General features: G+C 71.9%; 25 protein-coding genes and 1 pseudogene. 14 read left to right on the forward strand and 12 right to left on the reverse strand.

Annotated features, from left to right (window positions below):
• Positions 1–55: 55 nt before the first annotated feature.
• Both KME79_RS20610 and KME79_RS20615 read left to right on the forward strand, forming a co-directional pair.
• Positions 56–898, forward strand: a complete 843-nt coding sequence (locus KME79_RS20610; RefSeq protein WP_219545813.1) for a universal stress protein — start codon at positions 56–58, stop codon at positions 896–898.
• Positions 899–975: 77 nt separating this feature from the next.
• A complete protein-coding gene (locus tag KME79_RS20615) occupies positions 976–1,629 on the forward strand; it encodes a CBS domain-containing protein (RefSeq protein WP_219545814.1) in 654 nt (217 codons plus the stop codon).
• 52 nt (positions 1,630–1,681) lie between these two features.
• On the opposite strand, the gene KME79_RS20620 is transcribed toward KME79_RS20615, so the two are convergent.
• Together KME79_RS20620 and KME79_RS20625 are read right to left on the reverse strand one after the other, a co-directional pair.
• Positions 1,682–4,288, reverse strand: a complete 2,607-nt coding sequence (locus KME79_RS20620) for a bifunctional acetate--CoA ligase family protein/GNAT family N-acetyltransferase (RefSeq protein WP_219545815.1) — start codon at positions 4,286–4,288, stop codon at positions 1,682–1,684.
• Positions 4,281–5,243, reverse strand: coding sequence for an Acg family FMN-binding oxidoreductase (locus KME79_RS20625; protein WP_219545816.1), 963 nt, complete (start codon positions 5,241–5,243; stop codon positions 4,281–4,283). Before KME79_RS20625 ends, KME79_RS20620 begins: the two co-directional genes overlap by 8 nt.
• Positions 5,244–5,426: 183 nt before the next feature.
• Between KME79_RS20625 and KME79_RS20630 the strand changes: the two genes are divergently transcribed.
• From KME79_RS20630 to KME79_RS20650, 5 genes are all read left to right on the forward strand, one after another.
• Positions 5,427–6,800 carry a cytochrome ubiquinol oxidase subunit I gene (locus KME79_RS20630; protein ID WP_219545817.1) on the forward strand — a complete coding sequence of 458 codons (1,374 nt, stop codon included), beginning with the start codon at positions 5,427–5,429 and terminating at the stop codon, positions 6,798–6,800.
• Between the two features lie 10 nt (positions 6,801–6,810).
• Positions 6,811–7,770 carry a cytochrome d ubiquinol oxidase subunit II gene (cydB, locus tag KME79_RS20635; protein ID WP_219545818.1) on the forward strand — a complete coding sequence of 320 codons (960 nt, stop codon included), beginning with the start codon at positions 6,811–6,813 and terminating at the stop codon, positions 7,768–7,770.
• Positions 7,771–7,856: 86 nt separating this feature from the next.
• Entirely contained in the window at positions 7,857–8,843 is a 987-nt protein-coding gene (locus tag KME79_RS20640) for an Acg family FMN-binding oxidoreductase (RefSeq protein WP_219545819.1), read from the forward strand.
• 126 nt (positions 8,844–8,969) lie between these two features.
• Positions 8,970–9,497 carry a hypothetical protein gene (locus KME79_RS20645; protein ID WP_219545820.1) on the forward strand — a complete coding sequence of 176 codons (528 nt, stop codon included), beginning with the start codon at positions 8,970–8,972 and terminating at the stop codon, positions 9,495–9,497.
• A gap of 92 nt (positions 9,498–9,589) precedes the next feature.
• Positions 9,590–11,278 carry a GAF domain-containing sensor histidine kinase gene (locus KME79_RS20650; protein WP_219545821.1) on the forward strand — a complete coding sequence of 563 codons (1,689 nt, stop codon included), beginning with the start codon at positions 9,590–9,592 and terminating at the stop codon, positions 11,276–11,278.
• On the opposite strand, the gene KME79_RS20655 is transcribed toward KME79_RS20650, so the two are convergent.
• Both KME79_RS20655 and KME79_RS20660 read right to left on the reverse strand, forming a co-directional pair.
• Entirely contained in the window at positions 11,226–11,675 is a 450-nt protein-coding gene (locus KME79_RS20655) for a pyridoxamine 5'-phosphate oxidase family protein (protein ID WP_219545822.1), read from the reverse strand. The genes KME79_RS20650 and KME79_RS20655 overlap by 53 nt on opposite strands.
• Before the next feature lie 52 nt (positions 11,676–11,727).
• Positions 11,728–12,369, reverse strand: coding sequence for a response regulator (locus tag KME79_RS20660; protein WP_219545823.1), 642 nt, complete (start codon positions 12,367–12,369; stop codon positions 11,728–11,730).
• A gap of 179 nt (positions 12,370–12,548) precedes the next feature.
• Between KME79_RS20660 and KME79_RS20665 the strand changes: the two genes are divergently transcribed.
• The gene (locus KME79_RS20665; RefSeq protein WP_148031862.1) at positions 12,549–13,397 is read left to right on the forward strand and encodes a universal stress protein; all 849 of its coding nucleotides are present in this window, start codon (positions 12,549–12,551) and stop codon (positions 13,395–13,397) included.
• An 80-nt stretch (positions 13,398–13,477) separates the two neighbouring features.
• Complete coding sequence (locus KME79_RS20670) at positions 13,478–14,386, forward strand: sigma-70 family RNA polymerase sigma factor (RefSeq protein WP_219545824.1); 909 nt, start codon at positions 13,478–13,480, stop codon at positions 14,384–14,386.
• Between the two features lie 12 nt (positions 14,387–14,398).
• On the opposite strand, the gene KME79_RS20675 is transcribed toward KME79_RS20670, so the two are convergent.
• Together KME79_RS20675 and KME79_RS20680 are read right to left on the reverse strand one after the other, a co-directional pair.
• Entirely contained in the window at positions 14,399–14,635 is a 237-nt protein-coding gene (locus tag KME79_RS20675) for a DUF4342 domain-containing protein (RefSeq protein WP_148031861.1), read from the reverse strand.
• A gap of 19 nt (positions 14,636–14,654) precedes the next feature.
• Positions 14,655–15,146: a hypothetical protein gene (locus tag KME79_RS20680; protein WP_148031860.1), complete on the reverse strand. Its 492-nt coding sequence runs from the start codon at positions 15,144–15,146 to the stop codon at positions 14,655–14,657.
• Positions 15,147–15,350: 204 nt separating this feature from the next.
• Between KME79_RS20680 and KME79_RS20685 the strand changes: the two genes are divergently transcribed.
• From KME79_RS20685 to KME79_RS20700, 4 genes are all read left to right on the forward strand, one after another.
• Complete coding sequence (locus KME79_RS20685) at positions 15,351–16,550, forward strand: MFS transporter (protein ID WP_219545825.1); 1,200 nt, start codon at positions 15,351–15,353, stop codon at positions 16,548–16,550.
• Positions 16,551–16,866: 316 nt separating this feature from the next.
• Positions 16,867–17,487 carry a type IV toxin-antitoxin system AbiEi family antitoxin domain-containing protein gene (locus KME79_RS20690; protein WP_219545826.1) on the forward strand — a complete coding sequence of 207 codons (621 nt, stop codon included), beginning with the start codon at positions 16,867–16,869 and terminating at the stop codon, positions 17,485–17,487.
• A gap of 4 nt (positions 17,488–17,491) precedes the next feature.
• Positions 17,492–17,761, forward strand: a complete 270-nt coding sequence (locus KME79_RS20695; protein ID WP_219545827.1) for a hypothetical protein — start codon at positions 17,492–17,494, stop codon at positions 17,759–17,761.
• Between the two features lie 475 nt (positions 17,762–18,236).
• Entirely contained in the window at positions 18,237–19,109 is an 873-nt protein-coding gene (locus KME79_RS20700) for a hypothetical protein (protein ID WP_219545828.1), read from the forward strand.
• A 4-nt stretch (positions 19,110–19,113) separates the two neighbouring features.
• Here KME79_RS20700 and KME79_RS20705 read toward each other — a convergent pair whose 3' ends face one another.
• From KME79_RS20705 to KME79_RS45030, 4 genes and pseudogenes are all read right to left on the reverse strand, one after another.
• Complete coding sequence (locus tag KME79_RS20705; RefSeq protein WP_219545829.1) at positions 19,114–20,601, reverse strand: serine/threonine-protein kinase; 1,488 nt, start codon at positions 20,599–20,601, stop codon at positions 19,114–19,116.
• A gap of 318 nt (positions 20,602–20,919) precedes the next feature.
• Positions 20,920–21,393 carry a hypothetical protein gene (locus tag KME79_RS20710; protein ID WP_261808580.1) on the reverse strand — a complete coding sequence of 158 codons (474 nt, stop codon included), beginning with the start codon at positions 21,391–21,393 and terminating at the stop codon, positions 20,920–20,922.
• Between the two features lie 254 nt (positions 21,394–21,647).
• Positions 21,648–22,157 (reverse strand): annotated as a pseudogene (locus KME79_RS45025) (RNA-guided endonuclease InsQ/TnpB family protein); the annotation flags it as partial.
• 309 nt (positions 22,158–22,466) lie between these two features.
• Entirely contained in the window at positions 22,467–22,847 is a 381-nt protein-coding gene (locus KME79_RS45030) for a hypothetical protein (RefSeq protein WP_246640161.1), read from the reverse strand.
• Between the two features lie 36 nt (positions 22,848–22,883).
• Here KME79_RS45030 and KME79_RS20720 point away from each other — a divergent pair, with 36 nt between their 5' ends.
• Positions 22,884–23,042, forward strand: coding sequence for a toxin-antitoxin system HicB family antitoxin (locus KME79_RS20720; protein WP_219545830.1), 159 nt, complete (start codon positions 22,884–22,886; stop codon positions 23,040–23,042).
• 79 nt (positions 23,043–23,121) lie between these two features.
• Here KME79_RS20720 and KME79_RS20725 read toward each other — a convergent pair whose 3' ends face one another.
• Positions 23,122–23,853 (reverse strand): ABC transporter permease, encoded by a 732-nt coding sequence (locus KME79_RS20725; RefSeq protein ID WP_219545831.1) that lies wholly within the window; start codon positions 23,851–23,853, stop codon positions 23,122–23,124.
• Positions 23,850–24,533: an ABC transporter ATP-binding protein gene (locus KME79_RS20730; RefSeq protein WP_219545832.1), complete on the reverse strand. Its 684-nt coding sequence runs from the start codon at positions 24,531–24,533 to the stop codon at positions 23,850–23,852. The genes KME79_RS20725 and KME79_RS20730 overlap by 4 nt, the downstream gene beginning before the upstream one ends.
• Positions 24,534–24,540 lie beyond the last annotated feature (7 nt).

Here is a 24,540-nt window from a genome sequence, read left to right on the forward strand (position 1 = left end):
CTGCCGGGGAGGCCCCGGCACGCGGTGTCATGAAAGGGACACGAGGAGGCACATCATGATCGTTGTAGGTGTCGACGGCTCCGTGACCTCGCGGGCCGCTGTGGAGTGGGCGGCCGGCGACGCGTTCCGGATGCGCGAGCCGCTCCGGCTCGTGTACGCCGTTGACCGCGCCCCGTACCAGATCACCAGGTTCCCCGCCGGCGTCGCGCCCGACGCGCTGCAGAGGGCCGGGCAGAAGGCGCTGGCCGAGGCGGTGGCGCTGGTGCACGAGCGCCAGCCGACCGTCGAGGTGACCGCCGAGACCGTCGAGGGGTCGCCGGCCGGGGTGCTGCGCGAACTTGACGGGTCGGCGGTCGAGATCGTCGTCGGCAGCCGCGGGCTGGGCGGCCTGTCCGGCGCGCTGCTCGGCTCCGTCAGCACGCACGTCGCCGGGCACGCGCACCGGCCCGTGGTGGTCGTGCGCGGCGAGCGGTTCGCGCCGCGCGGGGAGGTCGTGGTCGGGGTGGACGACTCGCACGAGTGCGAAGCGGCGCTCGGTTACGCCTTCGAGCAGGCCAGGCTCCGGGGCGCCCGGCTGCGCGCTTTGCACGCCTGGCAGCTCCCGGTGCACGCCTTCGCGCCCGAGGTCTCGTACGACCTGGACGAGATCGGCGAGGCCAGGCGGCAGGCCGTCAGCGACCGGCTGGCGGCGTTCAGGGAGAAGTACCCGCAGGTGGACGTCGTCGAGGACGTGCGGTCGGGGCGGCCGGTCGAGGAGCTCGCCGACGCCTCCGCCGGCGCGGACCTGGTCGTCGTCGGATCGCACGGCCGCGGCGCGGTGGCCTCGGCGCTGCTCGGCTCCGTCAGCCGGGGCGTGCTGCACCAGGCCCGCTGCCCCGTCGCGGTGGTCCGGTCCTAGGTCCCGGCGGGATGGGACCTTCGCCGCTGCCGGTGGCCGGCCCCATGACCGATCGTGGAAGTGGAAGGAGAGGCATCATGACCATTCACGTCAGGGACGTCATGGGGCGGGTCGCCATCGCGGTGCTCGAGGACGCGTCCTTCAGCGACATCATCGGCGCCATGAAACGCTACGCCGTGGGCGCCGTCACCGTCATCGACGCCGACCGCCGCCCCGTCGGCGTGGTGTCGGAGGATGACCTGCTGCTCAAGGAGATCGACCCGGTACGGCACAGCGTGTCCATCTTCGAGGGCCCGCGGCAGCGGCTGGAACACCAGAAGGCCGCCGGGGTCAGGGCCCGCCAGCTGATGACCTCCCCGGCCGTCACCGTCACCCCCGGCATGACCGTCAGGGACGCCGCCCGGGTCATGCACGACCGGCGCATCAAGCAGGTGCCGGTGATCGACCCGGTCACCGGCCGCATCGCCGGCACCCTGCACCAGCGCGACGTGCTGCGGGTCTTCACCCGCCCGGCCGCCGAGGTCGAGGCCGACGTACGCGCCCGGCTGCCGGAGGGCGACTTCACCGTCCGCGTCGAGCAGGGTGTCGTCACCCTCGGCGGCCGGGTGCGGTGGACCTCCGAGGCCGTCGCGCTCGTGGCGGCCGTCCGGGCCGTGGAGGGCGTCGTGGACGTCGTCTCCGAGCTCGAACACGACAAGGGAGACCTGATGGTCGTCCCGCCGCTGATGTGAGAGAGAACGCGGAAGGGGGGCCGCCCGGCCGGGCGGCCCCCCTTCCGGCGTGTCAGCGCATGCGGCGCAGCAGTGGCGACGGCGGCGCCTGGGCCGGGGCGACCCGGATCCGCACGTCCACCGCCGCCGCGTCGTCCGGCGTCACGATGACCGGGTTCAGGTCCAGCTCGGCGACCTCGGGCAGATCCTCCAGCAGGCGGCTGATCCGGGCGATCTGCCCCGACAGCGCCTCCACGTCGGCCGGCGGGGAGCCGCGGTAGCCGTACAGCAGCGGCGCGCACCGCAGCTCCCCGATCAGCTCCCTGGCCGCGGCCGCGCCCACCGGCGGCACCCGGAACGCGCGGTCGGCCAGCAGGTCGGCCGTCACGCCGCCCATCCCGACCATGACCAGCGGCCCGAACGTCGGATAGTTGACCCCGCCGACGATGATCTCCACCCCGGCGGGGAGCATCCGCTGCACGATCGCGCCGGTCATCTCCGCCCCGATCCGGGCGGACATGTCCTGGTAGGCGTCGCGTACGTCCGCGGCCGTCTTCAGGTCCAGCCGGACGCCGCCGACGTCGCTCTTGTGCACCGGCCCCGTCACCTTGAGCACCGCGGGCAGCCCGACGCGGCCGGCGGCCTCGGCCGCGGCGTCGGCGTCGTGCACCGGCACCGCCTCGGCCACGTCGACGCCGTAGCAGGCGAGCAGCCGGTTGGCCGCGGCGGGGGAGAGCCACCCGCCGTCGGGGTTCTCGTGCAGATGCGCCCGTACGATCTCCTCGGCGGACTCCACGTCGGCGGCGGGCGGCTCCTCGTGCTCGGGCAGGGGGCGCTCGCGCCACTCGGCGTACCGCGCGGCCTGGGTCAGCGCCTTGATGGCCTGCTCGGGGAAGGCGTAGCTGGGCACCCTGCCGTCGATGACGCCGTCGTGACCGACCACGCAGGCCAGCACGGGCTTGGCGGAGCCGGCCGCGGCGGCCGCGATGGCCTCGCGCGTCTTCTCCAGCCCGGAGCCGAACGGCGGCGTGTAGACCACGAGGACCGCGTCCACCGCGTCCGAGCCCGCGGCCGCCTCGATGGCCGCGCCGAGCTCCGCCGCGCTCGCGTCGGCGGTGAGGTCGACGGGGTTGCCGACGGCGGCGTTCCCGCGCGCCTCGATCAGCCCGGCCGGCAGCTCCGGCACCGACAGCCCGGCCGCCTCGCACGCGTCGGCGGCCATCGCCTCCGGCCCGCCGGAGTTGCCGACGATGGCCACCCGCCGCCCGGCGGGCAGCGGCTGCGTGGACAGCAGCCGGGCGGTGTCGATCAGCTCGTGCACGCTGTCGAGCCGGATCACGCCGGAGGCGCGCACCAGCGCGTCCACGGCCACGTCCGGGGTGGCGGCGGCCGCCGTGTGGGAGCGGACCGCCCGGTCGCCGGCGCCCGTGCGGCCGCTCTTGACCAGCAGGATCGGCTTCTTGCGGCCGACCCGCCCGGCGATGCGGGCGAACTTGCGCGGGTTGCCGAACGACTCCAGGTACAGCGCGACGACGTCGGTGTTCGGGTCGTCCTCCCAGTACTCCAGCAGGTCGTTGCCGCTCACGTCGGCCTTGTTGCCGACGGACACGAACATGGACACGTCCAGCCGCTCCAGCAGCGCGGCCGCCACCGCGCCCGACTGCGACACCAGCCCGACCCGGCCCTCGGTCGGGGTGACGGGCAGGAAGCTGGCGTTGAGCCGGGCGTGGCTGTTGACCACGCCCAGGCAGTTCGGGCCGATCAGCCGGATGCCGGCCCCCCGGCACACGCGCAGGATCTCCACCTCGGCTCCCGGCCGGCCCGCCTCGGCGAACCCGGAGGTCAGCACGATGAGCCCGGCCACCCCCGCCTCGGCGCAGTCGCGGGTCACGCGCAGCACGTGCTGGGCGGGCACCGCCACGATGGCCAGGTCGACGGGGCCCGGCGCGTCCAGGACGCTCGGGTAGGCGGTCAGGCCGGCGATCTCGCCGGCGCTCGGGTTGACCGGGTAGACGGGGCCGGCGAAGCCGCCGTCGACGAGGTTGCGCAGCGCCGTGTGCCCGACGGACGACGGGTCACGGGAGGCGCCGATCACCGCGACGGAGCGCGGACGCAGCACCCGGTCCAGCGAGGCGCGCTCCGCCGCGTGGTCGCGGGCCTCGATCTCGGCCCGCAGCCGCGGCGTGACGCGCGCGTCGACGACCATGTGCAGGCTGCCGCCGGCGAACTCGTGGGTGGTGTCGAGCCCCAGGTCGCGCAGCACGTTGATCATCGGGCGGTTCTCGGCCAGCACGTCGGCGACGAGCGTGCGCACCCCGTTGGCGGCGGCGTTGACCGCCAGGTGCTCCAGCATGAGCGTGCCGAGGCCGTTGCCGTGCACCGCGTCGTCCAGCAGGATCGCCAGGTCGGCGCTGCCGTCACCGGCCGGGATGTACTCGGCGACCGCGACCAGCCGATCCCGGACGGTCGCCACCAGCGCGTGCCCGGCCCATTCCGGGCCGGTGACGCGGTCCATGTAGGCGTGCGCGGTGGCCCGGCCCCCGGTGAAGAAACGCAGGTACGCCGAGCGCTCGGACGAGCGGTCCACCAGCTCGTGCAGCGCCTCCCGGTCGCCGGGGCGTAGCCGGCGCAGGTGGGCGATGCCGCCGTCGCGGAGCAGGACGTCGTATCCGTCAAGCATCTTGCCTCTCCAGTTCGCTTGCTGGGCGGCGCGGGCTACCCGGCACCTGAGGTCCGTAACCCAGCCTAATGATCATCTGGGCGTGGCCCCGACGGTGGTGCGGGTCCCTGCGCCGGCGCATGTCGCGCAGGTCGAGCGGCTGGTTCAGGAACGAGGCGGACAGCCCGTGCCTGGTCGCGGTCAGCAGTACTCTCTGCAATGCCTGCCCGGCGCGCAGCCAGTCGATCGGCCGGTCGCCCTGCGTGGTCAGCACCACCAGCTGCGGGTGCTCCTCGAACCGCGCGTCCCGCTCGTGCCGGCCGAAGTCGCGCACCGGCGCCGGGTCCCTGGCCGGGCGCGGGCCGTGCGCGTAGGCGGGCACCCCGTCGAAGCGGGCCCCCGGCATGGTCCACGCCGCCAGCTCCGCCTGATAGTCGTGGTCGCGGGACAGCTCGTCCTCGGCCAGCGCCACGTGGTCCAGCATCTCGGCCACGCCCTCGGCGTCCAGCGGCACCAGGCTCGCGCCCTCGCGTGAGGCGGCGATGCGCAGGTCGCCGAGCACCGACGGCGGCACCGGCCGGTCCGAGAACGGCTCGCGGCTGGTGCGGCGCACCGGGATCAGCTCGTACAGCTCGCGGTTCTCGCCGCGGACCGGGCGGGCGTCGGCGGTGCGCACGGCGGCCATCAGCAGCGGGTGCTCCGCCGGATCCGGCAGCAGCCACACGATGGGACGGCGGCCCACGTAGCGCACCGCCAGCCGCAGGTTGAACAGCGCGGCCCCGCAGCTCACCATCATGGAACGGCCGCGCGGGTCGGCGACCCGCAGCCTGCGGTCGGGGTCGGCCAGCAGCTCGATGCGCCGGCCGGGCACGACGTGGAAGCGCCACGGCTGGGTGTTGTAGACCGAAGGCGCCTGACCGGCCGCGAAGAGCAGCCGCCGGACGCCGAGGTCGGCGCTGACGAGGGTAGGGGACATGACGCACCTCCTGCCTCCGAATCTGGCGGAGCCCCCGTGCCGTCAGGCAGAGCCGGAGGACCTTCGCGCGGGTGTCCAAAGTCCCTGCCCCCGGCGAGGGCCGTCCGGCCTGGCCGAAGGTCCTCGCGGGCGAGGCCGGCGGACCCTACACAGCGCCTCTGACCTGCCGCGATGCTGGCCCGCATGGATGTGCTCGATCTCTCCCGGTGGCAGTTCGGCATCACGACCGTCTACCACTTCCTGTTCGTGCCGCTCACCATCGGTCTGTCGATCCTCGTGGCGGGATGGCAGACCGCGTGGTACCGCACGAAGAAGCCCGAGTACCTGCGCCTCACCAAGTTCTTCGGGCGGCTCTTTCTCATCAACTTCGCCATGGGCGTGGTCACCGGCATCGTGCAGGAGTTCCAGTTCGGCATGAACTGGAGTGACTACTCCAGGTTTGTCGGGGACGTCTTCGGGGCGCCGCTGGCGATGGAAGGGCTCATGGCGTTCTTCCTGGAGTCGACCTTCCTCGGGCTGTGGATCTTCGGCTGGGACAAGCTGCCGCCGAAGGTCCACCTGGCCACGATCTGGACGGCCGCCATCGGCACCAACATCTCCGCCTACTTCATCCTGGCGGCCAACTCCTGGATGCAGCACCCGGTCGGCTACACGATCAACAACGGCCGCGCCGAGCTCACCGACATCTGGGCCGTGCTCACCAACCCGACCACGCTGGTGACCTTCCCGCACGTGATCTTCGGCGCGTTCCTCACCGCCGCCGCGTTCGTGCTCGGCGTCAGCGCCTGGTTCCTGCTGCGCAAGAGGGAGACCTCCCTGTTCCGTCCGGCCATGCGCCTGGGGATGGCCGTCGCCCTGGTCTCGGCCGCCGGCGTGTCCTTCACCGGACACTGGCAGGCCCAGCTGATGACCGAGCAGCAGCCGATGAAGATGGCCGCCGCCGAGGCGCTGTGGGAGGACGAGAAGGCCGCCGGCTTCTCCCTGTTCGCCGTCGGCGACGTGGAGAACGGCCGCAACCACGTCAATCTGCAGATCCCGTACGGGCTGAGCATCCTGGCCACCAACACCCCCGACGGCGAGGTCGAGGGCATCAACGACATCCAGAAGCGCTACGAGGCCATGTACGGGCCCGGCGACTACGTGCCCGCGGTCGGGATCGCGTACTGGTCCTTCAGGCTCATGATCGGGTTCGGCATGCTGGCCGCCGGGCTCGCCCTGCTCGGGCTCTGGCTGACCAGGAAGGGACGGCTGCCCGAACGGCCGTGGTTGTACCGGCTGGCCGTCCTCGGCATCGGGCTGCCGTTCCTGGCCAACACCATGGGCTGGATCTTCACCGAGATGGGCCGCCAGCCGTGGACGGTGTTCGGCCTCATGCGCACCGCCGCCGCCGTCTCGCCCGGCGTCGACGTCACCTCCGTCGCCATCACCCTGGTCGGCTTCACCCTGGTGTACGCGGTCCTCGCCGTCATCGAGGTCCGGCTGCTGGTCAAGTACATCAAGCTCGGCGCCGAGGAACAGCCGGAAGCCGAGCCCGCGGCCCCCGCCCTGAGCTACTGAGGATCACCCCATGGAAACGTTCTGGTTCCTGCTCATCGCCGTTCTGTGGACGGGCTACTTCGTCCTGGAGGGCTTCGACTTCGGGGTCGGCATCCTGATGCCGTTCGTGGCCCGCGGCGAGGCTCAGCGGCGCACCGTCGTGCGGACCATCGGGCCCGTCTGGGACGGCAACGAGGTGTGGCTGCTCGTGGCCGGCGGCGCCACCTTCGCCGCCTTCCCCGAGTGGTACGCCACCCTGTTCTCCGGTTTCTACCTGCCGCTGTTCCTCATCCTGCTGGCGCTGATCCTGCGCGGTGTGGCGCTGGAGTACCGGAACAAGAGCGACAGCCAGAAAGGGTGGGACCGGGCCTTCTTCTGGGGCTCGCTCGGTCCGGCCGTGCTGTGGGGAGTGGCGTTCGCCAACATCGCCGCCGGGGTGCCGCTGGACGCCGACCACGAGTACACCGGCACCCTGTTCACCCTGCTGAACCCGTTCGCGCTGCTCGGCGGGCTGGCCACGCTGCTGCTGTTCGCCCAGCACGGCGCCGTGTTCCTGGCCCTGCGGACCACGGGCGAGCTGCGCGAGCGGGCCAGGAGGATCGCCCGTGTGCTCGGCCCGCTCACCGTCGTGGCCGCGGCCGCGTTCCTGGTGCTGCTCGGCAGCGACAAGCCGGCCTACTGGGTGATCACCGGCGTGGCCGCCGCCGCGCTCGTCGCGTCGCTCCTGGCCACCGTGCGCGGCCGGGACGGCTGGGCGTTCACCGGCAGCGCGCTGGCCATCGCCGCCCTGGTGGCGGCCCTGTTCACCGCGCTGTTCCCGAACGTGATGCCCGCGCTCGACCCGGCCAACAGCCTCACCATCACCAACGCCGCCTCCAGCCCCTACACCCTTACGGTGATGACCTGGGTGGCGGTCATCTTCACCCCGGTGGTGCTCGTCTACCAGGGCTGGACGTACTGGGTCTTCCGCCGCAGGCTGACCGGGGCGTGAGACGGTGCGCAACGGCGGGACCTCAGGCCCTGCCCGGCCGCCTCCCGGTGTGATGCGCTGGGTTATCGTCAGTTGGAGGTGGAGTCATGAACCGTCCGGCCAGCCGCTCGCCCAAGGCGGCCGTGGAAGCCGCGGTCGAGGCCGCCCGCTGGGCGCCGTCGGTGCACAACACCCAGCCGTGGACCTTCGCCGTCACCGGTGAGGAGATCAGCCTGCGCGCCGACGCCGAGCGCCGGCTGCGCTTCGGCGACGCCGAGGGCCGCGAGATGATCGTCAGCTGCGGCGCGGCCCTGTTCACCATGCGGACCGCGATGCGCCGGGCCGGGTACGAGCCGGACGTGCGGGTCATGCCCGACCCCGACCGGCCCGCGCTGCTGGCCGTCGTCCGGGTCGGCGCCGAGTCCGACCCCGACGAGCGCACCTCGGTCCTCGCCGCCGAGATCGAGCGGCGGCGCACCCACCGGGCCGGGTTCACCGGCCTGCCGGTGCCCGACCGGCTGGTCGAGGCGCTGGTCAAGAGCGCCGCCGCGGAGGGCGCCCGGCTCACCCCCGTGGTCGCGCCCGACGCGGTCACCGTGGTCGCCGCGCTCACCCAGGCCGCGCAGGGCGTGCAGGCGCAGGACCGGCGCTTCACCCTGGAGCTGATCCGCTGGGCCCGCCCGCCGGGCAGCACCCGCACGGACGGCGTGCCCGCCGGCGCCTACCCCCGCGATCCGGTCCGCACGCAGCCGCACTTCGCCCAGCGCGACTACTCCTGGCGCCACCAGTGGGGCAGTGAGACCGGCGACGCCGGCGACACCGGCACCGGCGTCGTGGCCCTGCTGACCACGCCGGGCGACACCCGCGAGGACTGGCTGGCCGCGGGCCAGTCGCTGCAGCGCGTCCTCCTGCACGCCTCCGCGTACGGGGTCAGCGCCGCCTTCCACACGCAGGTGCTGGAGATGCGCCATCTGCGCGAGTTCCTGCGCGAGGAGCTGTGCTCCGGTGAGTACCCGCAGATGATCATGCGGCTGGGCATCACCTTCGACGACAAGGACGCCGTACGGCGCCCGGTGGAGGACCTGCTGGGCTGAAGTGCCCGCCGGGCGGGGGACCAAGGTCACCACGCGGGAGGCCGTCCGGCACTGCCTGGGAAAGGGTTCGAAACGGTGTGATGGGGATGTGAGGGAAAGACCAGCCCGACCTGAAAGGGGCCCGTCATGGCCACCACCACCCCCGCCAAGCCCGTCCACACGACCCTGACCGCCGACGGCAGACGCCCCGTCGACTACGTCTGGGCCATCGCCAGGATCGCGCTGGGCTGGACCTTCCTGTGGGCGTTCCTCGACAAGACCTTCGGCCTCGGCTTCGCCACCACCGCCGAGAAGGCGTGGCTGGCGGGCGGCAGCCCCACCACCGGCTTCCTGAAGGGCACCGAGGAGAACGCGCTCGGCGGCTTCTTCACCGCACTCGCCGGTCAGCCCTGGGTCGACTGGCTGTTCATGGCCGGACTGCTCGGCGTCGGCGCCGCGCTCATGCTGGGCGTGGGCCTGCGGGTGGCCGCCGTCGCCGGTGGCCTGATGCTGATGCTCATGTGGGCGGCCGCGCTGCCCCTGACCACCAACCCGTTCATGGACGACCACATCATCTACACGATCGTCCTCGCCGGTCTGGCCCTGGCCAACGCCGGCACCACCCTCGGCCTGGGCAACCTGCCGATCATCCAGCGGAACCCGTACCTGCGCTGACCTCCCGCCTCATCAGCACCGTCATCAGCACCGCCGCGCCCGCCCCCACCGGGGGTGGGCGCCCGTCGTGTGCGGGTGCGAGACTGACCCTTATGAGGGAGAGTGAGCAGAGCCCGTTGCTGCCCAGCATGCGTCTCGACGACCTCCTGGCGGAGCTGCAGGTGCGCCTGCAGGCGGTGCTGGCCACCCGCGACCGGGTGCATGCCCTGATGGAAGCGGTCGTCTCGGTGGGCAGCGACCTCGACCTGGAGACCGTGCTGCGGCGCATCGTGGAGACCGCCACCAGGCTCGTCGACGCCACCTACGGGGCGCTGGGCGTGGTCGGCCAGGAGAGCACTCTCATCCAGTTCATCCCGGTCGGGCTGAGCGAGGAGGAGATCGCCAAGATCGAGCACTGGCCCCACGGGCTCGGCCTGCTCGGCCTGCTCATCAAGGACGCCAGGCCGCTGCGGATGGGCCGCATCTCCGACCATCCCGAGTCCTACGGCTTCCCGCCCGGCCACCCGCCCATGGGCACCTTCCTGGGCGTGCCCGTACGGGTGCGCGACGAGGTGTTCGGCAACCTCTACCTGACGGAGAAGCGCGGCGGCGGCGAGTTCGACGAGGAGGACGAGGCCATCGTCATCGCGCTGGCCACCGCCGCCGGCGTCGCCGTCGAGAACGCCCGCCTGTACGAGGAGACGCGGCGGCGCGAGACCTGGCTGCAGGCCTCCTCCGAGATCACCACCCGCCTGCTGTCCGGCGCCGCCCCGCACGAGGTGCTCAGCATGATGGCGACCCGCGCCCACCAGATGACCGGCGCCGACCTCGTCCAGGTCCTGCTGCCGGGTCCCGACGGGAAACGGCTGCACGTCGAGTACGCCGAGGGCGACGGCGGCCAGGAGACCACCGGCATCACCTTCGGCCTCGACGACAGCCCGGCCGGCCAGGTGTTCCGCACCGGCCACGCCGCCACCGCCGACGACCTGCACGACCGCGACTCCGAGCTGCGCGAGCTGGGCTACGGCCCCGAGCTGCTGATCCCGCTCGGCTCCGGCCAGACGGTGCGCGGCGTGCTGGCCCTGGCCAAGTGGAGCGGTCGGCTGCCCTTCAGCGCCGCCGACCTGCGCATGCTGGAGGCGTTCGCCGGCCAGGCCGCCATCGCGCTGGAGCTGGCCGAGACGCGCCGCCACGCCGAGCGGCTCGGCCTGCTCGAAGACCGCGACCGCATCGCCAAGGACCTGCACGACGTCGTCATCCAGCGGCTGTTCGCGATCGCGATGACGCTCATGAGCACCGTCCGCCTGGTCGACCGGCCCGAGGCGTCCAACCGGCTCCAGCAGGCCGTCAACGAGCTGGACGAGACCATCCGCCAGATCCGCTCCACCATCTTCGCCCTCCAGGCCACCCCCGAGACCACCGGGCCCACCCTGCGCGGCCGGATCGTCGACCTGGTCGAGTCGGCCCGCGGCCACCTCGGCTTCATGCCCGGCCTGCGGATGGAGGGCCAGATCGACAACCAGGTGCCGGAGGAGGTCGCCGAGCAGGTGCTCGCCGTGCTGCGCGAGATGCTCTCCAACATCGTCAGGCACGCCAAGGCCAGCAGGGCAGGCGTGGCGGTGGAGGTCACGGGCGACGGGCTGACGCTGACCGTGCACGACAACGGGGTCGGCATCCCCGCCGAGGGCCGCCGCAGCGGCCTGCGCAACCTGGAAGAGCGCGCCACCCGGCTGGGCGGCACGTTCGAGATCAGCTCTCCGGACGAGGGAGGGGCGTCGCTGCGCTGGCGTGTCCCCCTATGATGCGCCGGCCGCTGATCTGCTCGGCCTCGACCACGATGTAGTGGTCCTTGCTGCCGGGCGCCCACGGGGTCAGCGGCAGCGAGGCCAGGCGCGACATCTCGCCGGGATCGGTCACGGCGCGCGCGTGCCCGACGGCGGTCACGGACCAGCCGGTGCGCAGCTCCGGGTCGAACTCGTCGACCTCGAAGGCCACGACGGACTGCCGGGTGGCGGCGGCCAGCTTGGAGCCGATGCCGGTACGGATGACGATCCGCTCGCCGTCCAGCAGGAACGCCACGGGCTGCACCGCGGGAAGGGCGCGATCGGTGAAGACGATCCGCCCGATGGGCGGCGACGACATCAAACGCAGGCACTCCTCCCGGGAGAGCACCTGCAGGCCGGACGAATCGAGTTGCATGGGACCCAGCATTCCCCATCGGGAACGCACGTCATTAGGGGCGAAGGTCCCTTCATTCGCCCCGACCGGCACGAAGGCGTGCCGCCAGCGCCGCGGCCTGGGTGCGCCGCTGCATGTTGAGCTTGGACAGCAGGTTGGACACGTAGTTCTTGACCGTCTTCTCGGCCAGGAACAGGCGCTCGCCGATCTGCCGGTTGGTCATCCCCTCGCCGATCAGGTCGAGGATGTGGCGTTCCTGCTCCGACAGGGCGGCCAGCGGGTCCTGCTTGGCGGCCTGGTCGCGCAGCCGCTGCAGCATCGCCGCGGTGGTCTGCGGGTCCAGCAGCGACTGGCCGGAGGCCACGGTGCGCACCGCGCCCACCAGGTCGGAGCCGTGGATCTGCTTGAGCACGTAACCGGCGGCTCCCGCCATGACCGCGTTGAACAGCGCCTCGTCGTCGGCGTACGACGTCAGCATCAGGCACGCCAGGCCGGGCACCTTGGAGCGGACCTCGCGGCACACGTCGACGCCGTTGCCGTCGGGCAGGCGCACGTCGAGCACGGCCACGTCCGGCCGGAGCGCCGGGATCCTGCCCACCGCCGACTCGGCGGTGCCGGCCTCGCCGATGACCTCGATGTCGTCCTCCGAATCGAGCAGGGCGGCGACACCGCGCCGGACCACCTCGTGATCATCGACAAGGAACACGCGAATCATGCCTCCGACGTTAGCACCATCACCCTGGACCGGAAGAGGCTTAGGTCCCCTTCGACCCAGGCAGTACGGCCCTGTCCGTCGCCCCGGACCCCGTCGGACCATGAAAACAAGGGCCCGCGTCCCGGCTGAGGATCTTGCCGGGGATAAGGTCGGGACCAGGGGAGAGGAAGGACACGTACATGATCATCGTAGGGGTCGACGGGTCGAGGGCCGGGCTGGAAGCCACGGCGTGGGCCGCCAGGGAGGCGGCGCTGCGCGAGGTGCCGCTGACGATCGGGCACGCCATCGCCGGCTGGGCGGTCGAGACCGGCGCCGGCGGCCGCTACGCCGAGGTCGCGGCGTGGATGCGGCAGGGCGGCGAGTCCGTGCTGGCCACGGCCGCCGAGCGGGCCCGGCGCGAACGGCCGGGCATCTCCGTGAAGACCGTCCTGCTGCCCGGCGACCCGCGCGGCGCCCTGATCGACGCCGCGCGCGAGGCCCAGCTGCTCGTCGTCGGCAGTCACGGGCTCGGCGCCGTGCGCGGCCTGCTGGTCGGCTCGGTCGCGCACGGCGTGGCCGGCCAGGCCACCTGCGACGTCGTCGTCGTCCGCGAGCTGCCCGCACAGCCGCGCGACGAGGTCGTGGCCGGCGTCGACGGCTCGCCCGCCTCCAGCCGCGTGCTCGGTTTCGCCTTCGCCGAGGCGGAGCTGCGCGGCCACGCCCTGCGCGTCGTGCACGCCTGGTCCTGGACCGGCCTCGAGCCGTCCGACGGCGAGGGACCCGAACGGGCCGTGCTGCGCGACGCGCTCGCCGGCCACCGCGAGAACCACCCCGGCGTGCACGTCATCGAGGAGATCGTCCAGGGACACCCCGTCGAGGTGCTCAGGGAGGCCGCGACCGGCGCCGGACTGCTCGTCGTCGGCACCCACGGCTACGGCACGTTCGCCGGCATGGTGCTCGGCTCGGTCAGCCAGGCGATGCTCCAGCACTCCCCGGCACCCCTCGCCGTGGTCCGGTGCCGCACCGAGGCCCAAGGTCCCCGCCCCTGAGGACCTTGGCCACCACCGCCGGAGGCCGCCGCCCGTCAAGGTGGAGGTGATCTCAGGACTCCGAGGACGGGGGAGCGGCGGTGTCAGCGCAGGCGAAGGCCGGGCCGGACCATCACGACCAGCTCAGCGGCTACCTGGCCGGGATCGGCGGCACCCCGCTGCTGACCGCCTCGGAGGAGGTCGAGCTGGCCAGACGGATGGAGGCAGGCGCCTACGCCGCCCACCTGGTCGCCGAGCGCGGCCCCGACCCCGAGCTCGCGGCCGTGGCCGCCGACGGCTGGGCCGCCCGCGACCACATGATCCGCGCCAACCTGCGGCTGGTCGTCGCCATCGCCAAACGGTACGCCCACCGCGGGCTGTCGTTCGCCGACGTCATCCAGGACGGCAACCTGGGCCTGATCCGCGCCGTCGAACGGTACGACCACACCAAGGGCTACCGGTTCTCCACCATCGCCGCCTGGTGGATCCGCAAGGCCATCCAGCAGGGCATCGAGCACGCCCACACGGTGCGGCTGCCCATCGGCCTGCAGGACCGCCTGATCGCCGTCACCCGGGCCGAGATCGAGGCCACCCACCAGCTGGGCCGCCTGCCCACCGAGGCCGAGGTGGCCGCCAGGGCCGGCGAGGAGACCGCCAGGCTGGCGGCCCTGCGGCGCACCCCGCAGGACTGCGTCAGCCTCGACCTGGTCGTCCAGGACGGCCAGCACGCGATGACCCTCGGCGACATGATCGAGGACCCCGACAGCGAGCGGGCCGAGCAGGCTGTCGAGCGCGCGGAACTCAAGCGGGTGCTCGCCGCCGCCCTCGGCGGGCTCGCGCCCCGCCAGCAGCTGATCCTCAGGCTCCGGTACGGGCTCGACGGGTACGAGGAGCACACCACCCGGCAGATCGCCGCGCGGATGGGGCTCACCTCTCACTGGGTGCGCCGGCTGGAGAAGGAGTCGCTCACCAGGCTGCGCCGCTCCATGCGGCACCGCTGGACGCACTGAGGAAGGGCCGGCTCAGTCGTCCTCGTCAGATCGTTCGATCTTGATGGTCCACTGGGCGGCGAGCGCGCCCATCGCGCTCAGCGCGGTCACGACGGGAGCGAGGACGAGCGCCCCCACGCCGACCGTCACCGGCACCTGCATGACGGTGTGACCGCGCGTGTCCCTGACGATGATCATGCGGGCGTTGCCCTCGTGGATCACGTTCTTGATCCGGTCGGTCAGCTCCGGCTTCTCCTCGGTGACGCTCATGCGCCGTGGCTCCTCCCACTCACGGTACGGCGATCGCCGCACGGTGAGGCTTCCCCTCGGCGAGAGCCTTGACCGTGGCGAGCTGTCCGCGGACGGCCAAGAAGTCCGACGTATCGGACAGCAGCAGGTAGATCAGCCCGAGCACCCCCGGACGGCACAGGATCCGCTGCCGCAGGACCAGTCGCGTGTGGCCGTCCTGTTCCCGCAGCTCCACGGCCCAGGTCACGGTGACGTGGAAGGCGTGCACGGCCATCACCAGGGTCCGGCCGGGCTCCTCCTCCACGACCTCGGCGCCCCGCCCGGCCAGCTCCGGCAGCAGGGGCCAGACGTCCTCGGGCGCGGCGGCGATGGTGACGGCCCGGGTGGCGATGACGTGCGGGCGCGGGATGACGGCGTCGCCCGGCATCGGGGCGCGCGCCTCTCCGGCGGTGGCCCCCCAGCGCAGCAGCCGCGGACGGACCAGCAGCCGGAAGGCCGCCAGCCCGGCGAGCGTCAGAACCGTCCACCTCATGGCATTCGTCCTCATGCCTCCATTCCATCAGGCGCGGGAGGACGAGCTGCAGGGCCTTCCGTCCCTTCTTCGGCCGGAAAACCCGGTGCGGCCCGCCACGGGTCATTGCTAGCCTCCGCGGCATGCGTACCGCTCCGATCGAATAGCGCCCGGCACGAGGTTTCAGCCGCCCTGTGTCCGTACGTGCTAACGGAGTGTCACCACATGAACACCGCCCTCAGGCGGAACAAGAACTTCGCCCTGCTCCTGTCCGGCCAGATCGTCTCCAACGCCGGCGACCACATCCAGGACTTCGCCTTCCTCCTCCTCGTGCTGGCCATGACCGGGTCGGCCGCGCAGAGCGGGCTCGTCCTCGGCGTCAACACCGCCGCCTACCTGCTCGTCGGGCTGGCCGCCGGCGCGCTCGTGGACCGCTGGGACCGCCGGCGCACCATGATCTGGTGCGAGCTCGGCCGCGCCGCCCTCGCCGCCAGCGTCGCCGCCGCGCTCTGGATGGACCGGCTCACCCTGCCCCACCTGTACGCGGTCGCGGCGCTCGGAGGCGTGCTGCACGCGCTCTTCCAGTCGGCGAGCACGGCCGCGCTGCCCACCATCGTCGGCCCCGCCCAGCTCGCCCGCGCCCTCGCCGTCACCCAGGGGACGCTCAACACGCTGCGGGTCAGCGGCGCCACCCTCGCCGCGGCCGTCCACGGGCTGGGCCGGACCGTGCCGTTCGCCGTGAACGCCGTCTCGTTCGTCGCCTCGGCCGCCAGCCTGCGGCTCATGCGGGCGTCCTTCCAGGAGGAGACCCGCCCGCCGGGGCCCGGCAGCCTCGTCGCGGAGATCCGCGAAGGGCTGACCTGGCTGTGGCGGCAGCCGGTGATCCGCCTGTTCGGCCTGCTCCAGACCGGCGACATGCTCAGGTACGGGGCCGGCTACCTGGTCATCATCACCCTGGCGCAGGGCGTGGGCGCCTCACCCCAGCAGATCGGGCTGATCTTCAGCGCGGCCGCCGCCGGGTCGCTGCTCGGCTCACTGCTGGCGGCCCGGCTCGCCGCCCGCTTCCCGATCGGCCGCCTCGCCGCGGCCATGCTGTGGGTGGAGGCCCTCGTCTTCCCCCTGTACGCGGCCGCGCCCGACGCCCTGCTCCTCGGCCTCGTCGCCTTCGCTGAATCGGTGCTGCCGCCCGTCTACTCGGTGGCCATGACCAGCCACCGCCTCGCCATCACCCCCGACCACCTGCGCGGCCGCACCTCGGCCGCCCTGGAGACGCTCACCATGGGCGCCCTGTCGGCGGGCACGATGGCGGGCGGCGCCATGATCGCCGCCTGGGGACCCAAGCCCGCCACCCTGACCCTGGCGGCCTGGCTCCTCCTCCTGGCCATCACCGCCACCGCGGCCCCATCCGTCCGCCGGATCCGGTGACCCCTCGCCTCACTGGTTCGAACCCGGTGCTGTACACCCTGGATATCCTCCGCACCCACCCGTTGCCGCGGGCTTCCCTTGACCCCGCACGCCCGCCCGTCCACGAAGGGCCCCGCTGCGCTCGAATGTTCTCTTTGGTGCCGGGCTTCGCCCAGCCGGGACGGATGGCTCGAATTCCTTGACTCGGCGCGGAACCCCTGAGGAGCCGCACCACGCCGCGTTCTGCCAACTCCGCCATCTGGCGCATCACGCCGACCGCAGTCTGCGTCAGGCCCCGGGGTCGACGTTCAGGTCTACTCTGGGGAAGGAGGACGACATGATCGACAAGAGCGACCAGGCGGACCCCGGCGCAGACGACACCGACAGGCAGCGCTGGAGGCAGCGGACCTTCAGCCCCGAGGTGGTCGAGCGAGCCCACGAGGAGATTCGCCGCCAGGAGGCGGAGCGCCGTCGGCGATTGTTCGGCGACCGGCAGCCGTTCGCGGTTCCCGAGGACATCATCGACTTCGACTTCGAGCCGGAGGCTGGTGTGCCCGTCGACTACGCCTTGAATACCGCGGCGGCAACGGACGCCACGGGAGGGCGCATGTCGCACGAGCGGTACTACGAGTTGTCGATCGCGGCGGCGCGGCAGCAGGGTTTCCTGACCCGTGCCCAACTGGCCCGGCTCGGGGTCGACGACGGTGAGCTGGACCGTCTCCGGGAGGCCGGGCTGCTGACCGAGCTCGACCACGGCGTCTACCAGCACGCCGCCAGCTCGGTGGAATGTCGAACGGCTGGCGGCGGCGGACGTCACCGTCGTCGAGGGCATTCCGGTGACCACGCCGTTCCGGACGATCCTGGATCTGATGCGGGGCTTCACCGACCACGACGACTTCGGGCGCGCGCTCCAGGAAGCCGTCCGGCGCGATCTGGTGGACCTTCAGGAGGTCCATGACGCCATGCTGCCACTCGCTCCGGCCCACAGTTTCCCGACCGCCGGACCGGATTTCGTCGCCCACTTCCTGCCGGACCTCGACCCGTCCGGACTGACGCCGAGGAACTTGCGGGCCTATGCAGAGCTGACGGCTGCCGACAGCGTCGCTGAAGCGCAGAGCCGGGTCGCGGTCCTGTTGGCCGAGCTGCGTTATCCGACAGGTGCTCAGCACCCTGCCGACGACGGGCTGAGCCGGCAGATCGCCGCCGAGATCGTCGGGCGGCTGTGCCGGTAGCTCGACTCCCTGGAAGACGAGGCAGACTCAACTCTCTGAGTCTGCCATGCCGCTCCGTCGCCACTGCTACCGCACGCCGACCGGCCGCTCGCTGCGCGGACGCGGGCGACTGACTCGCGAAGGTCAGCCGGCTCTGCCGCACTGAGCTGGAAGAGCAGCTCGTCCCGGCCGCGGACCGCTCGCGCGGTCCCGGGTCGCCGCACAAACCCTTAGCGCCGCCACCACCGCCGCGCCGCGCTCCTCGGGCGCCGCCGCGTAGGCCCGCACGAGGAGGTCGGCCTCGGACGGTACGCCGTGGTCGGTGTGCAAGGTGAAGTACGGATGCACGAGCGTGTTGTTGGGGATCTCCGGGTCTCGGTAGAGGCCGGGGTCCAGGACGCCGAGAGGTGACGGGAAACGGCCTTTCCCACGGCCTTCCGGCGCGAGGATAGTTGCGGGCAATCGGCTTGTAAGCGGGCTCCGAAGAATGGGTGACATGACAGATTCCTCTGTGGTGCGCAGAGTCGCCCCCGGCCGCACCAGTGCCGTCCTCGTACTCATCCTGCTTGTGCTCTCGGGATGCGGCTTCGCCGGTGGCGAGACCGGGGGAGCTGAGACCGCTCCGGCACCCGTGACCAGCCATACGACCAGCGAAAGTGCACCCGCTCAGGCGGAGAGCGCGCCGGCCCAGGAAGCGAATGACGAGCCTTCGACGGCGGTCGAGCCGGGCGGCACCCTGACCGACGGCAGCACGGTGTCGGCCGAACTGACCCGGGCGGGGCAGAAAGACAAGTTCACCCTGGACCTGGGCGACGCCAAGGAGTTCTACGTCGCCGGCATGCAGGGTGCCGACATCCAGTTACAGGTGTTCTCCGAAGTCGACGGCGAACCGCTGGGCCCGTCCAGCGTCGCGATGAGCTTCGGCACCTCGCTCTTCAAACTGACCAAGGCGGGCGGGCACCGGCTGGAGGTCTGGGGGAACACGAACGTCATAGGCGCATACAGCTTCCGGATCGCGACCGTCAAGGTCCGCACCTTCCCCGTGGCGGTCGGCCTGCAGATCGGCGAGGGCAGCCCCGACGGGGCCGGGCGGCTGGACGTCCCCGGACGGATCGACCGCTTCGAGTTCGACTCCGACGGCGCGACGGCCGTCAAGGTCCTCGGCGGCGCGGGGGCGTGCACGGCCATCCAGCTGGAACTGTACGACGCAGCGGAGAAGAGCGTCGCCGACGCCCGGCAGCCTATCCCGCTGTGCGGCTACGAGTTCGACATCCCACTCTCGGGCGGGGACGGGCGCTATGCGCTGGTCGTCAGGTCGGGCGAGGCCAAGACCGGGGCGTACTCCTTCCAGATCGCGCGCGCCGGCTGAACGGTCAGGAACGGCGCAGGCTCCCGCGGTACTCCAGCGAGCCCGCGCCCTCCTGCCGTACGAGGTCCAGTGTCCCGGCGGCGTTCAACGTGAGCGTCATGTCTCCGCCCGCGCACCGATCCCGCTGCGCCACGGCCATGTCGAGCACGGTGTCGCTCCTGACGCGAGTCAGCGTGGCCTGCTGCTCACAGTCGCCGTCGGCCCACGTCCCGGCGCTCTGCCCGCCCGTCAGGGTGACCGTGACCTCGACGCTCTTCTTACGGTCGTCCTGCGAGACGACCTGTCCCGTCCAAGTCCCCGCGAAGGCTTCGGGGATCCCGCCCGTCCCGGCCGTAGCCGATCCGGACGACGATGCCGGAGATGACGTCGAAGTCCGCCCGGAGGCCGATTCCCGGTCAGCGGGCGGATCGGACGCCGTCTGTGTCGTCGCCTCGCCGCCCTCGGCCGGGACACCGATCGTCCCCGTCGCGTACAGCACACCGGCCGTCGCGAGAGCCGCCAGGGCGACGGCGATCAACGGCAGGGCCGGCCGCATCCTCCGCCGGGTGACCGTCTCGCCGTACGAGAAGTCGCCCTGCCCCCGCACCGTCGATCCGTCGACGGACGGCAGGGCCTTGGTCGGGCTCGGGGCCGGCCAGTCCGGGGGGACGTACGCGCTGGGAACCGGGCCGACGTCGGGAACCGTGACGGTGGAGGCCCCGGGGTCGACCAGGCGGATCAGCAGCGACCGGGCAGAAGGGCGGGCCCGGGGATCCTTCGACAGGCAAGCGGCCAGGGTCTCGCGCAGGCCCTGCGGAATGCCGGAAAGGTCGGGCTCCAGGGTGAGAATGCGGTGGAAGACGGCGGCAACGGTGTCGCTGCCGAACGGCGCCCGCCCGGTCGCCGCGTAGACCATGGTCGCGGCCCAGGCGAAGACATCGGCCGCTGGAGACCCGTGCTCTCCTTTGAGCTGCTCAGGCGCCATGTACGGTGGCGTCCCCGACATCGTCGAGGTCGCCGTGCCGTCGCCGAGCGGCCGGGCGATGCCGAAGTCGACCACGCGTGGCCCGTCGGGACCGAGCAGCACGTTCGCGGGTTTGAAGTCCCGATGGACGACCCCGGCGCCGTGGATGGCCGCGAGGGCGCTGGCCGTGCCGACCGCCAGCCGCTCCAGGTCGCCGTCCCGCAGGGGACCGCCCGCGCGTACCCGCTCCTGCAATGACGGGCCCGCGACGAATTCGCTCACCACATACGGCACCGGCCCGTCAGGCTCGGCCTCCAGCACGCGGGCCGTGCAGAAGGGAGCCACCCGGCGGGCCGACTCCAGCTCCCTGGCCAGCCGGCGGCGGGTGTCAGGATCGTTCCCACCCCTGAGAACCTTGATCGCAACGCGGCCGCCGGACGCGCTCCGCCCTTCGTAGACGACCCCCTGGCCGCCCTCGCCCAGGCGTGCGACCACCTGGAACGCCCCGAGCACACGTGGGTCTCCCGGCTCCAACGGGCCAGCGGACATGATCTCCTCCACGCACGTTGGGCGAGCTGCCACCGGCACGCCGGGATTCTCCAGGATCATGTCAGATTTTAGTGACGATTCGTGGATCAAGCAGAAACGCCGGCGGCCCGCCCGGGAGTCGGGGCAGGCGCGCCGCAGTGCTTCCCTGTGTCCCACCTGAGGGCTGCCGGTCCGAGGTCAGTGAGCTTCTCAGCGGTCGAGCCTGATGGAGGTGGCAAGACTCAGATTCACCGACCCTCGCCGAGGGGTCCTTGATCGCCGGACACCTCCGGTGACTCGCCGACCGGCTTCACCCTCGTCCGAAGCCGGTCAGCCCTGTCATCGCTCGGCCGGCTCCTTGACCGCCACCGGAGCCTCCGCGTGCCTGCCCGCCGAGGGGCGGCCGGTGACGTAGGTGGCCAGCAGGAGCAGGAGGGCCGCCTGGGCGAGCATGCCGGGGGCCAGCGGCGGGGCGTCACCGACCGACTTGGTGAACGCGTGCCACCATTGCCCGATCATCGACACTCCGTCGAGCGCGCCCGAGAAGGACCCCACCGTCATGTTGGCCGACACGTGCGCGAACACGCCGAAGGCGGAGGCGAGCAGCACCACGGCGGCGATCACCCGCACCGTGCCGGAGAGCCGGGTGGCCAGCAGCAGGAGAACGCCGACGGCGAGCAGCGTCAGCGCCGCCCACGGCACGAGCTGCTGGACGCTGCGCCAGTGGCGCTCCACGGCGAGCTCGAAGCCGGCGCCGAAGATGGCGATGACGGTCAGCGCGGCCAGGGCGCGCCGCACGAGCGTCGGGTTCACCGCGCACCCGCCGACGCCGTGACGAGGCTCGCACCGGCCGTGTGAGCCATGAGAGGCGCGTTCATTCTCACCGTTTTCATCGTGAAACCGTCTTTCCACGTCAGAGGCCTGCGCAACCCATGTTCGCCGGGCCGCCTGAAGACGACCTCTGCGGAACATGAAGACCATCTGAGAAAACCGGTCAATTGACTGCTCCCCTCCCTGAAGGAAGGGGATTCTTCCCGGCCCTTCAGGGACTTCAGGGGATTTCTGGCTCACGCTGCCTCTTGCCCCAGCGGGACGAGAGGTCTTCCACGATCAGCACCAGCCGGGTTCAGACCAGCCCGGACGAGCATCACGCGGGCGGAGTTCTTGTCCCTGGGAGACACGGTTCCGCACGCGGTGCAGGTGTATGTGCGTTCCGGCAGCGGGAGTGCGTGCTTGGTTCTCGCTCCGCACTGTCCGCAGTCCATGGTGGTGTGCGCGGGGTGCACGAGCCGGAGGTCCCGGCCGTGCTTGCGCGCCATGTTGATCAGCTCGTGCTTGGTGGTCGAGATCGCCGCGTCGGCCGCCTTGCGGGCCATGGTGGACTTGGCGAGGAACTTCGGCCGGAAGTCCTCCACGGCCAGCGCATCATGGTCACGCACGACCTTCTTGGCCCACTTGCGGGCGGTGTCGGTCCGCTGCCGGGCGACCTTCTTGTGCGCCTTGGCGGCCTGCTGCCTGGCCTGTCGGTAACCGTTCGAGGCCGCTTTCCCTTTTGCGGGCTTCCGCCTGGCCATCTGCCGCTGGTATCGGGTAGCCGGGCGGCGGCTTTCTTCCCATGCCCGGCGTGGGGCAGGTCATGGTCGCCGCTGGTGGTGGTCGCGGTCTCTGTGACGCCCCAGTCAATGCCGATCATGGCACCGGTCTGCGGGAGGGGCCGCATCTCAGCCCGCACGACGAAGGAGGCGTACCAGTGGCCGAGGCTGTCGCGGTAGATGCGCACGCTGGACGGCTCTTCGGGCAGATCCCGCGACCACACCACCGTCAACGCGACCCCCCGGCCACGTGCAGGCGACCGTCCCTCAACCGGAAACCGCGCCGCGTGTAGTTCAGCTCGGCTTCGCCAGGTGTTTCTTTTTGAACTTCGGCATCCCCGCGCGCTGCATGACGGGCAGCCGGGCCTTGATGTCCTTCAACGCTTTCGCCCGGGACTTGGCGAAATCCCGGATGATCTGCTGCTGCGGCACGCACGCGCCTTCGCCTAGCCAGGCGTTCCCAGCGCGCCAACCGGTCAGCATCTTGTCCAGCCGGGCGGGGCCGCACTCTTCACGAGCCTTGTGGGCGGCGCGGGAGGTGGCCACGCACTGGTTCCACGCCCACCGGCACCGGTCCCACTCGGTCAGTAGCGCCGCGAGTGCGTTGGACGACACGCGAAGCCGGTAGGTGCACCGGGCATGCCCAGCCCCCTCGGCATCATTTGGTGTCGTCATGGTGTCATTATACCTCTGGCATGCCACCATGAACGCATGGAAACCGAGGTGCGCATCACCCTTCGACTACCCGCCGACCTCCACGCCCGGCTTACCGCGCAGGCGAAGACCGACCGGCGATCCCTCAATGCCGAGATCGTGCACCTACTGGAGGCCGCAATCGGCACTCCCCGGGCGAACAGCGATTCACCTTGACGGCGAATCGCTGCTTCCTGGCTCCGCTACGCGGGCAACCGGATTCCTCCCCGGCCTGAAGGCCGGAGCATCCTCCGGTTTATCCGGTGATGTCACGCCGCAGAGTGATGAACCGGGCGGCGAGCACCGCGGCGGCGATGTAGCCGGCGAACAGCAGGCCGCCTCCCCAGGCAGGCAACAGCTCGCCGCCCGAGTCGAGCCGCATGCCGCCGAGCGCCCTGGCCGCCCCGGTCGGCAGCCACCGGAACACGTCGGGCACCAGCCAGGCCAGGAACGCGTCACCGTACATGAACAGCAGGCAGGCCAGGGCGATCGCGCCCACCTGGTGGCGGATCAGCGCGCCGAGCCCGACCCCGAGCAGCGCGTACAGGGTGCTGCCCAGCACCGCGCCGGTCAGCACCCACGGCACGTCGGCGCTCAGCGCGGGATGCCCCTGCGACGACAGGAGCGCCGCACCCGCCACCAGCGTCGCGAGCGCCGACAGCGCCGAGACGACCAGCCCCACCAGCCCGTAGACGGCCAGCTTGGCCAGCACCACCCGGCCCCGGCGGGGGCTGGCGAGGAAGCTCCAGGTGATCGTCCCGTGACGGAACTCGCCGCACATCCCCAGGATGCCGATGATCATTGTGAACACGTACGCCTGCTGCGCCATGTTGTAGACGTTGGCCATCCGGACGGCGTCGGACGCGGCCGGCATCAGCGCGGGCAGGCAGGCCCACAGCGCGCAGAACAACGGCGTGACCGCCACCAGCACCCTGGTCGTGCGGCTCGCGCGGGCCTTGAGCAGCTCGGCCCTGATGAGGGGGATCATCCCGCCACCTCCAGGTAGAGGTCTTCCAGACCGGCTCCGGCCAGGGGGCCGCTCCAGCACAACCGCCCGGCGGCGATGATGACGACGTGGTCGGCGATCTGCTCGACCTCGGCCAGCACGTGGGTGGAGATCAGCACCGTGTGGCCCTCGTGGGCGTACGCGCGCAGGAAGCCGCGCAGCCAGCGCATGCCGGCCGGGTCGAGCCCGTTGGCCGGCTCGTCCAGGATGAGCGTGTCAGGCTCGCCGAGCAGGGCCGTGGCCAGGGCGAGCCGCTGGCGCATGCCCAGGGAGAAACCGCCGACCCTCCGGTGAGCGGCCGCTTCGAGGCCGACCTGCTCCAGCACCCGGGCGACCCGGGCCGCAGGAAGGCCGGCCGCGATCCGTACGGCCTCCAGATGGGTGGCGGCGGTGAGGCCGGGATGGAAGGACGTGGCCTCCAGGACCGCGCCCACCCGCTCCAGCGGGCGGTCGAGCTCGTGGTAGGGCACGCCGCCGAGGACGGCCTCGCCGGACGTCGGCCTGACCAGCCCGAGGAGCATGCGCAGGGTGGTGGTCTTGCCGGCGCCGTTGGGGCCGAGGAAGGCGGTGATCGTGCCCTCGGGCACGGTGAAGGACAGGTCGTCGACGGCCAGGACCTTGCCGAACGACTTGCGCAGACGATGGACGCGGATCGAGGTCATGCGCCTA

Origin of the sequence: Nonomuraea harbinensis (assembly GCF_019396385.1) — a bacterium.
Taxonomy (GTDB): domain Bacteria; phylum Actinomycetota; class Actinomycetes; order Streptosporangiales; family Streptosporangiaceae; genus Nonomuraea; species Nonomuraea ferruginea.

Coding starts and splice junctions, on each gene's coding strand:
- KME79_RS20610 (WP_219545813.1), top strand. CDS start 56: ATGATCGTTGTAGGTGTCGACGGCTCCGTGACCTCGCGGGCCGCTGTG.
- KME79_RS20615 (WP_219545814.1), top strand. CDS start 976: ATGACCATTCACGTCAGGGACGTCATGGGGCGGGTCGCCATCGCGGTG.
- KME79_RS20620 (WP_219545815.1), bottom strand. CDS start 4,288: ATGCTTGACGGATACGACGTCCTGCTCCGCGACGGCGGCATCGCCCAC.
- KME79_RS20625 (WP_219545816.1), bottom strand. CDS start 5,243: ATGTCCCCTACCCTCGTCAGCGCCGACCTCGGCGTCCGGCGGCTGCTC.
- KME79_RS20630 (WP_219545817.1), top strand. CDS start 5,427: ATGGATGTGCTCGATCTCTCCCGGTGGCAGTTCGGCATCACGACCGTC.
- cydB (WP_219545818.1), top strand. CDS start 6,811: ATGGAAACGTTCTGGTTCCTGCTCATCGCCGTTCTGTGGACGGGCTAC.
- KME79_RS20640 (WP_219545819.1), top strand. CDS start 7,857: ATGAACCGTCCGGCCAGCCGCTCGCCCAAGGCGGCCGTGGAAGCCGCG.
- KME79_RS20645 (WP_219545820.1), top strand. CDS start 8,970: ATGGCCACCACCACCCCCGCCAAGCCCGTCCACACGACCCTGACCGCC.
- KME79_RS20650 (WP_219545821.1), top strand. CDS start 9,590: ATGAGGGAGAGTGAGCAGAGCCCGTTGCTGCCCAGCATGCGTCTCGAC.
- KME79_RS20655 (WP_219545822.1), bottom strand. CDS start 11,675: ATGCAACTCGATTCGTCCGGCCTGCAGGTGCTCTCCCGGGAGGAGTGC.
- KME79_RS20660 (WP_219545823.1), bottom strand. CDS start 12,369: ATGATTCGCGTGTTCCTTGTCGATGATCACGAGGTGGTCCGGCGCGGT.
- KME79_RS20665 (WP_148031862.1), top strand. CDS start 12,549: ATGATCATCGTAGGGGTCGACGGGTCGAGGGCCGGGCTGGAAGCCACG.
- KME79_RS20675 (WP_148031861.1), bottom strand. CDS start 14,635: ATGAGCGTCACCGAGGAGAAGCCGGAGCTGACCGACCGGATCAAGAAC.
- KME79_RS20680 (WP_148031860.1), bottom strand. CDS start 15,146: ATGAGGTGGACGGTTCTGACGCTCGCCGGGCTGGCGGCCTTCCGGCTG.
- KME79_RS20685 (WP_219545825.1), top strand. CDS start 15,351: ATGAACACCGCCCTCAGGCGGAACAAGAACTTCGCCCTGCTCCTGTCC.
- KME79_RS20690 (WP_219545826.1), top strand. CDS start 16,867: ATGATCGACAAGAGCGACCAGGCGGACCCCGGCGCAGACGACACCGAC.
- KME79_RS20695 (WP_219545827.1), top strand. CDS start 17,492: ATGCTGCCACTCGCTCCGGCCCACAGTTTCCCGACCGCCGGACCGGAT.
- KME79_RS20700 (WP_219545828.1), top strand. CDS start 18,237: ATGACAGATTCCTCTGTGGTGCGCAGAGTCGCCCCCGGCCGCACCAGT.
- KME79_RS20705 (WP_219545829.1), bottom strand. CDS start 20,601: ATGTCCGCTGGCCCGTTGGAGCCGGGAGACCCACGTGTGCTCGGGGCG.
- KME79_RS45030 (WP_246640161.1), bottom strand. CDS start 22,847: ATGACGACACCAAATGATGCCGAGGGGGCTGGGCATGCCCGGTGCACC.
- KME79_RS20720 (WP_219545830.1), top strand. CDS start 22,884: ATGGAAACCGAGGTGCGCATCACCCTTCGACTACCCGCCGACCTCCAC.
- KME79_RS20725 (WP_219545831.1), bottom strand. CDS start 23,853: ATGATCCCCCTCATCAGGGCCGAGCTGCTCAAGGCCCGCGCGAGCCGC.
- KME79_RS20730 (WP_219545832.1), bottom strand. CDS start 24,533: ATGACCTCGATCCGCGTCCATCGTCTGCGCAAGTCGTTCGGCAAGGTC.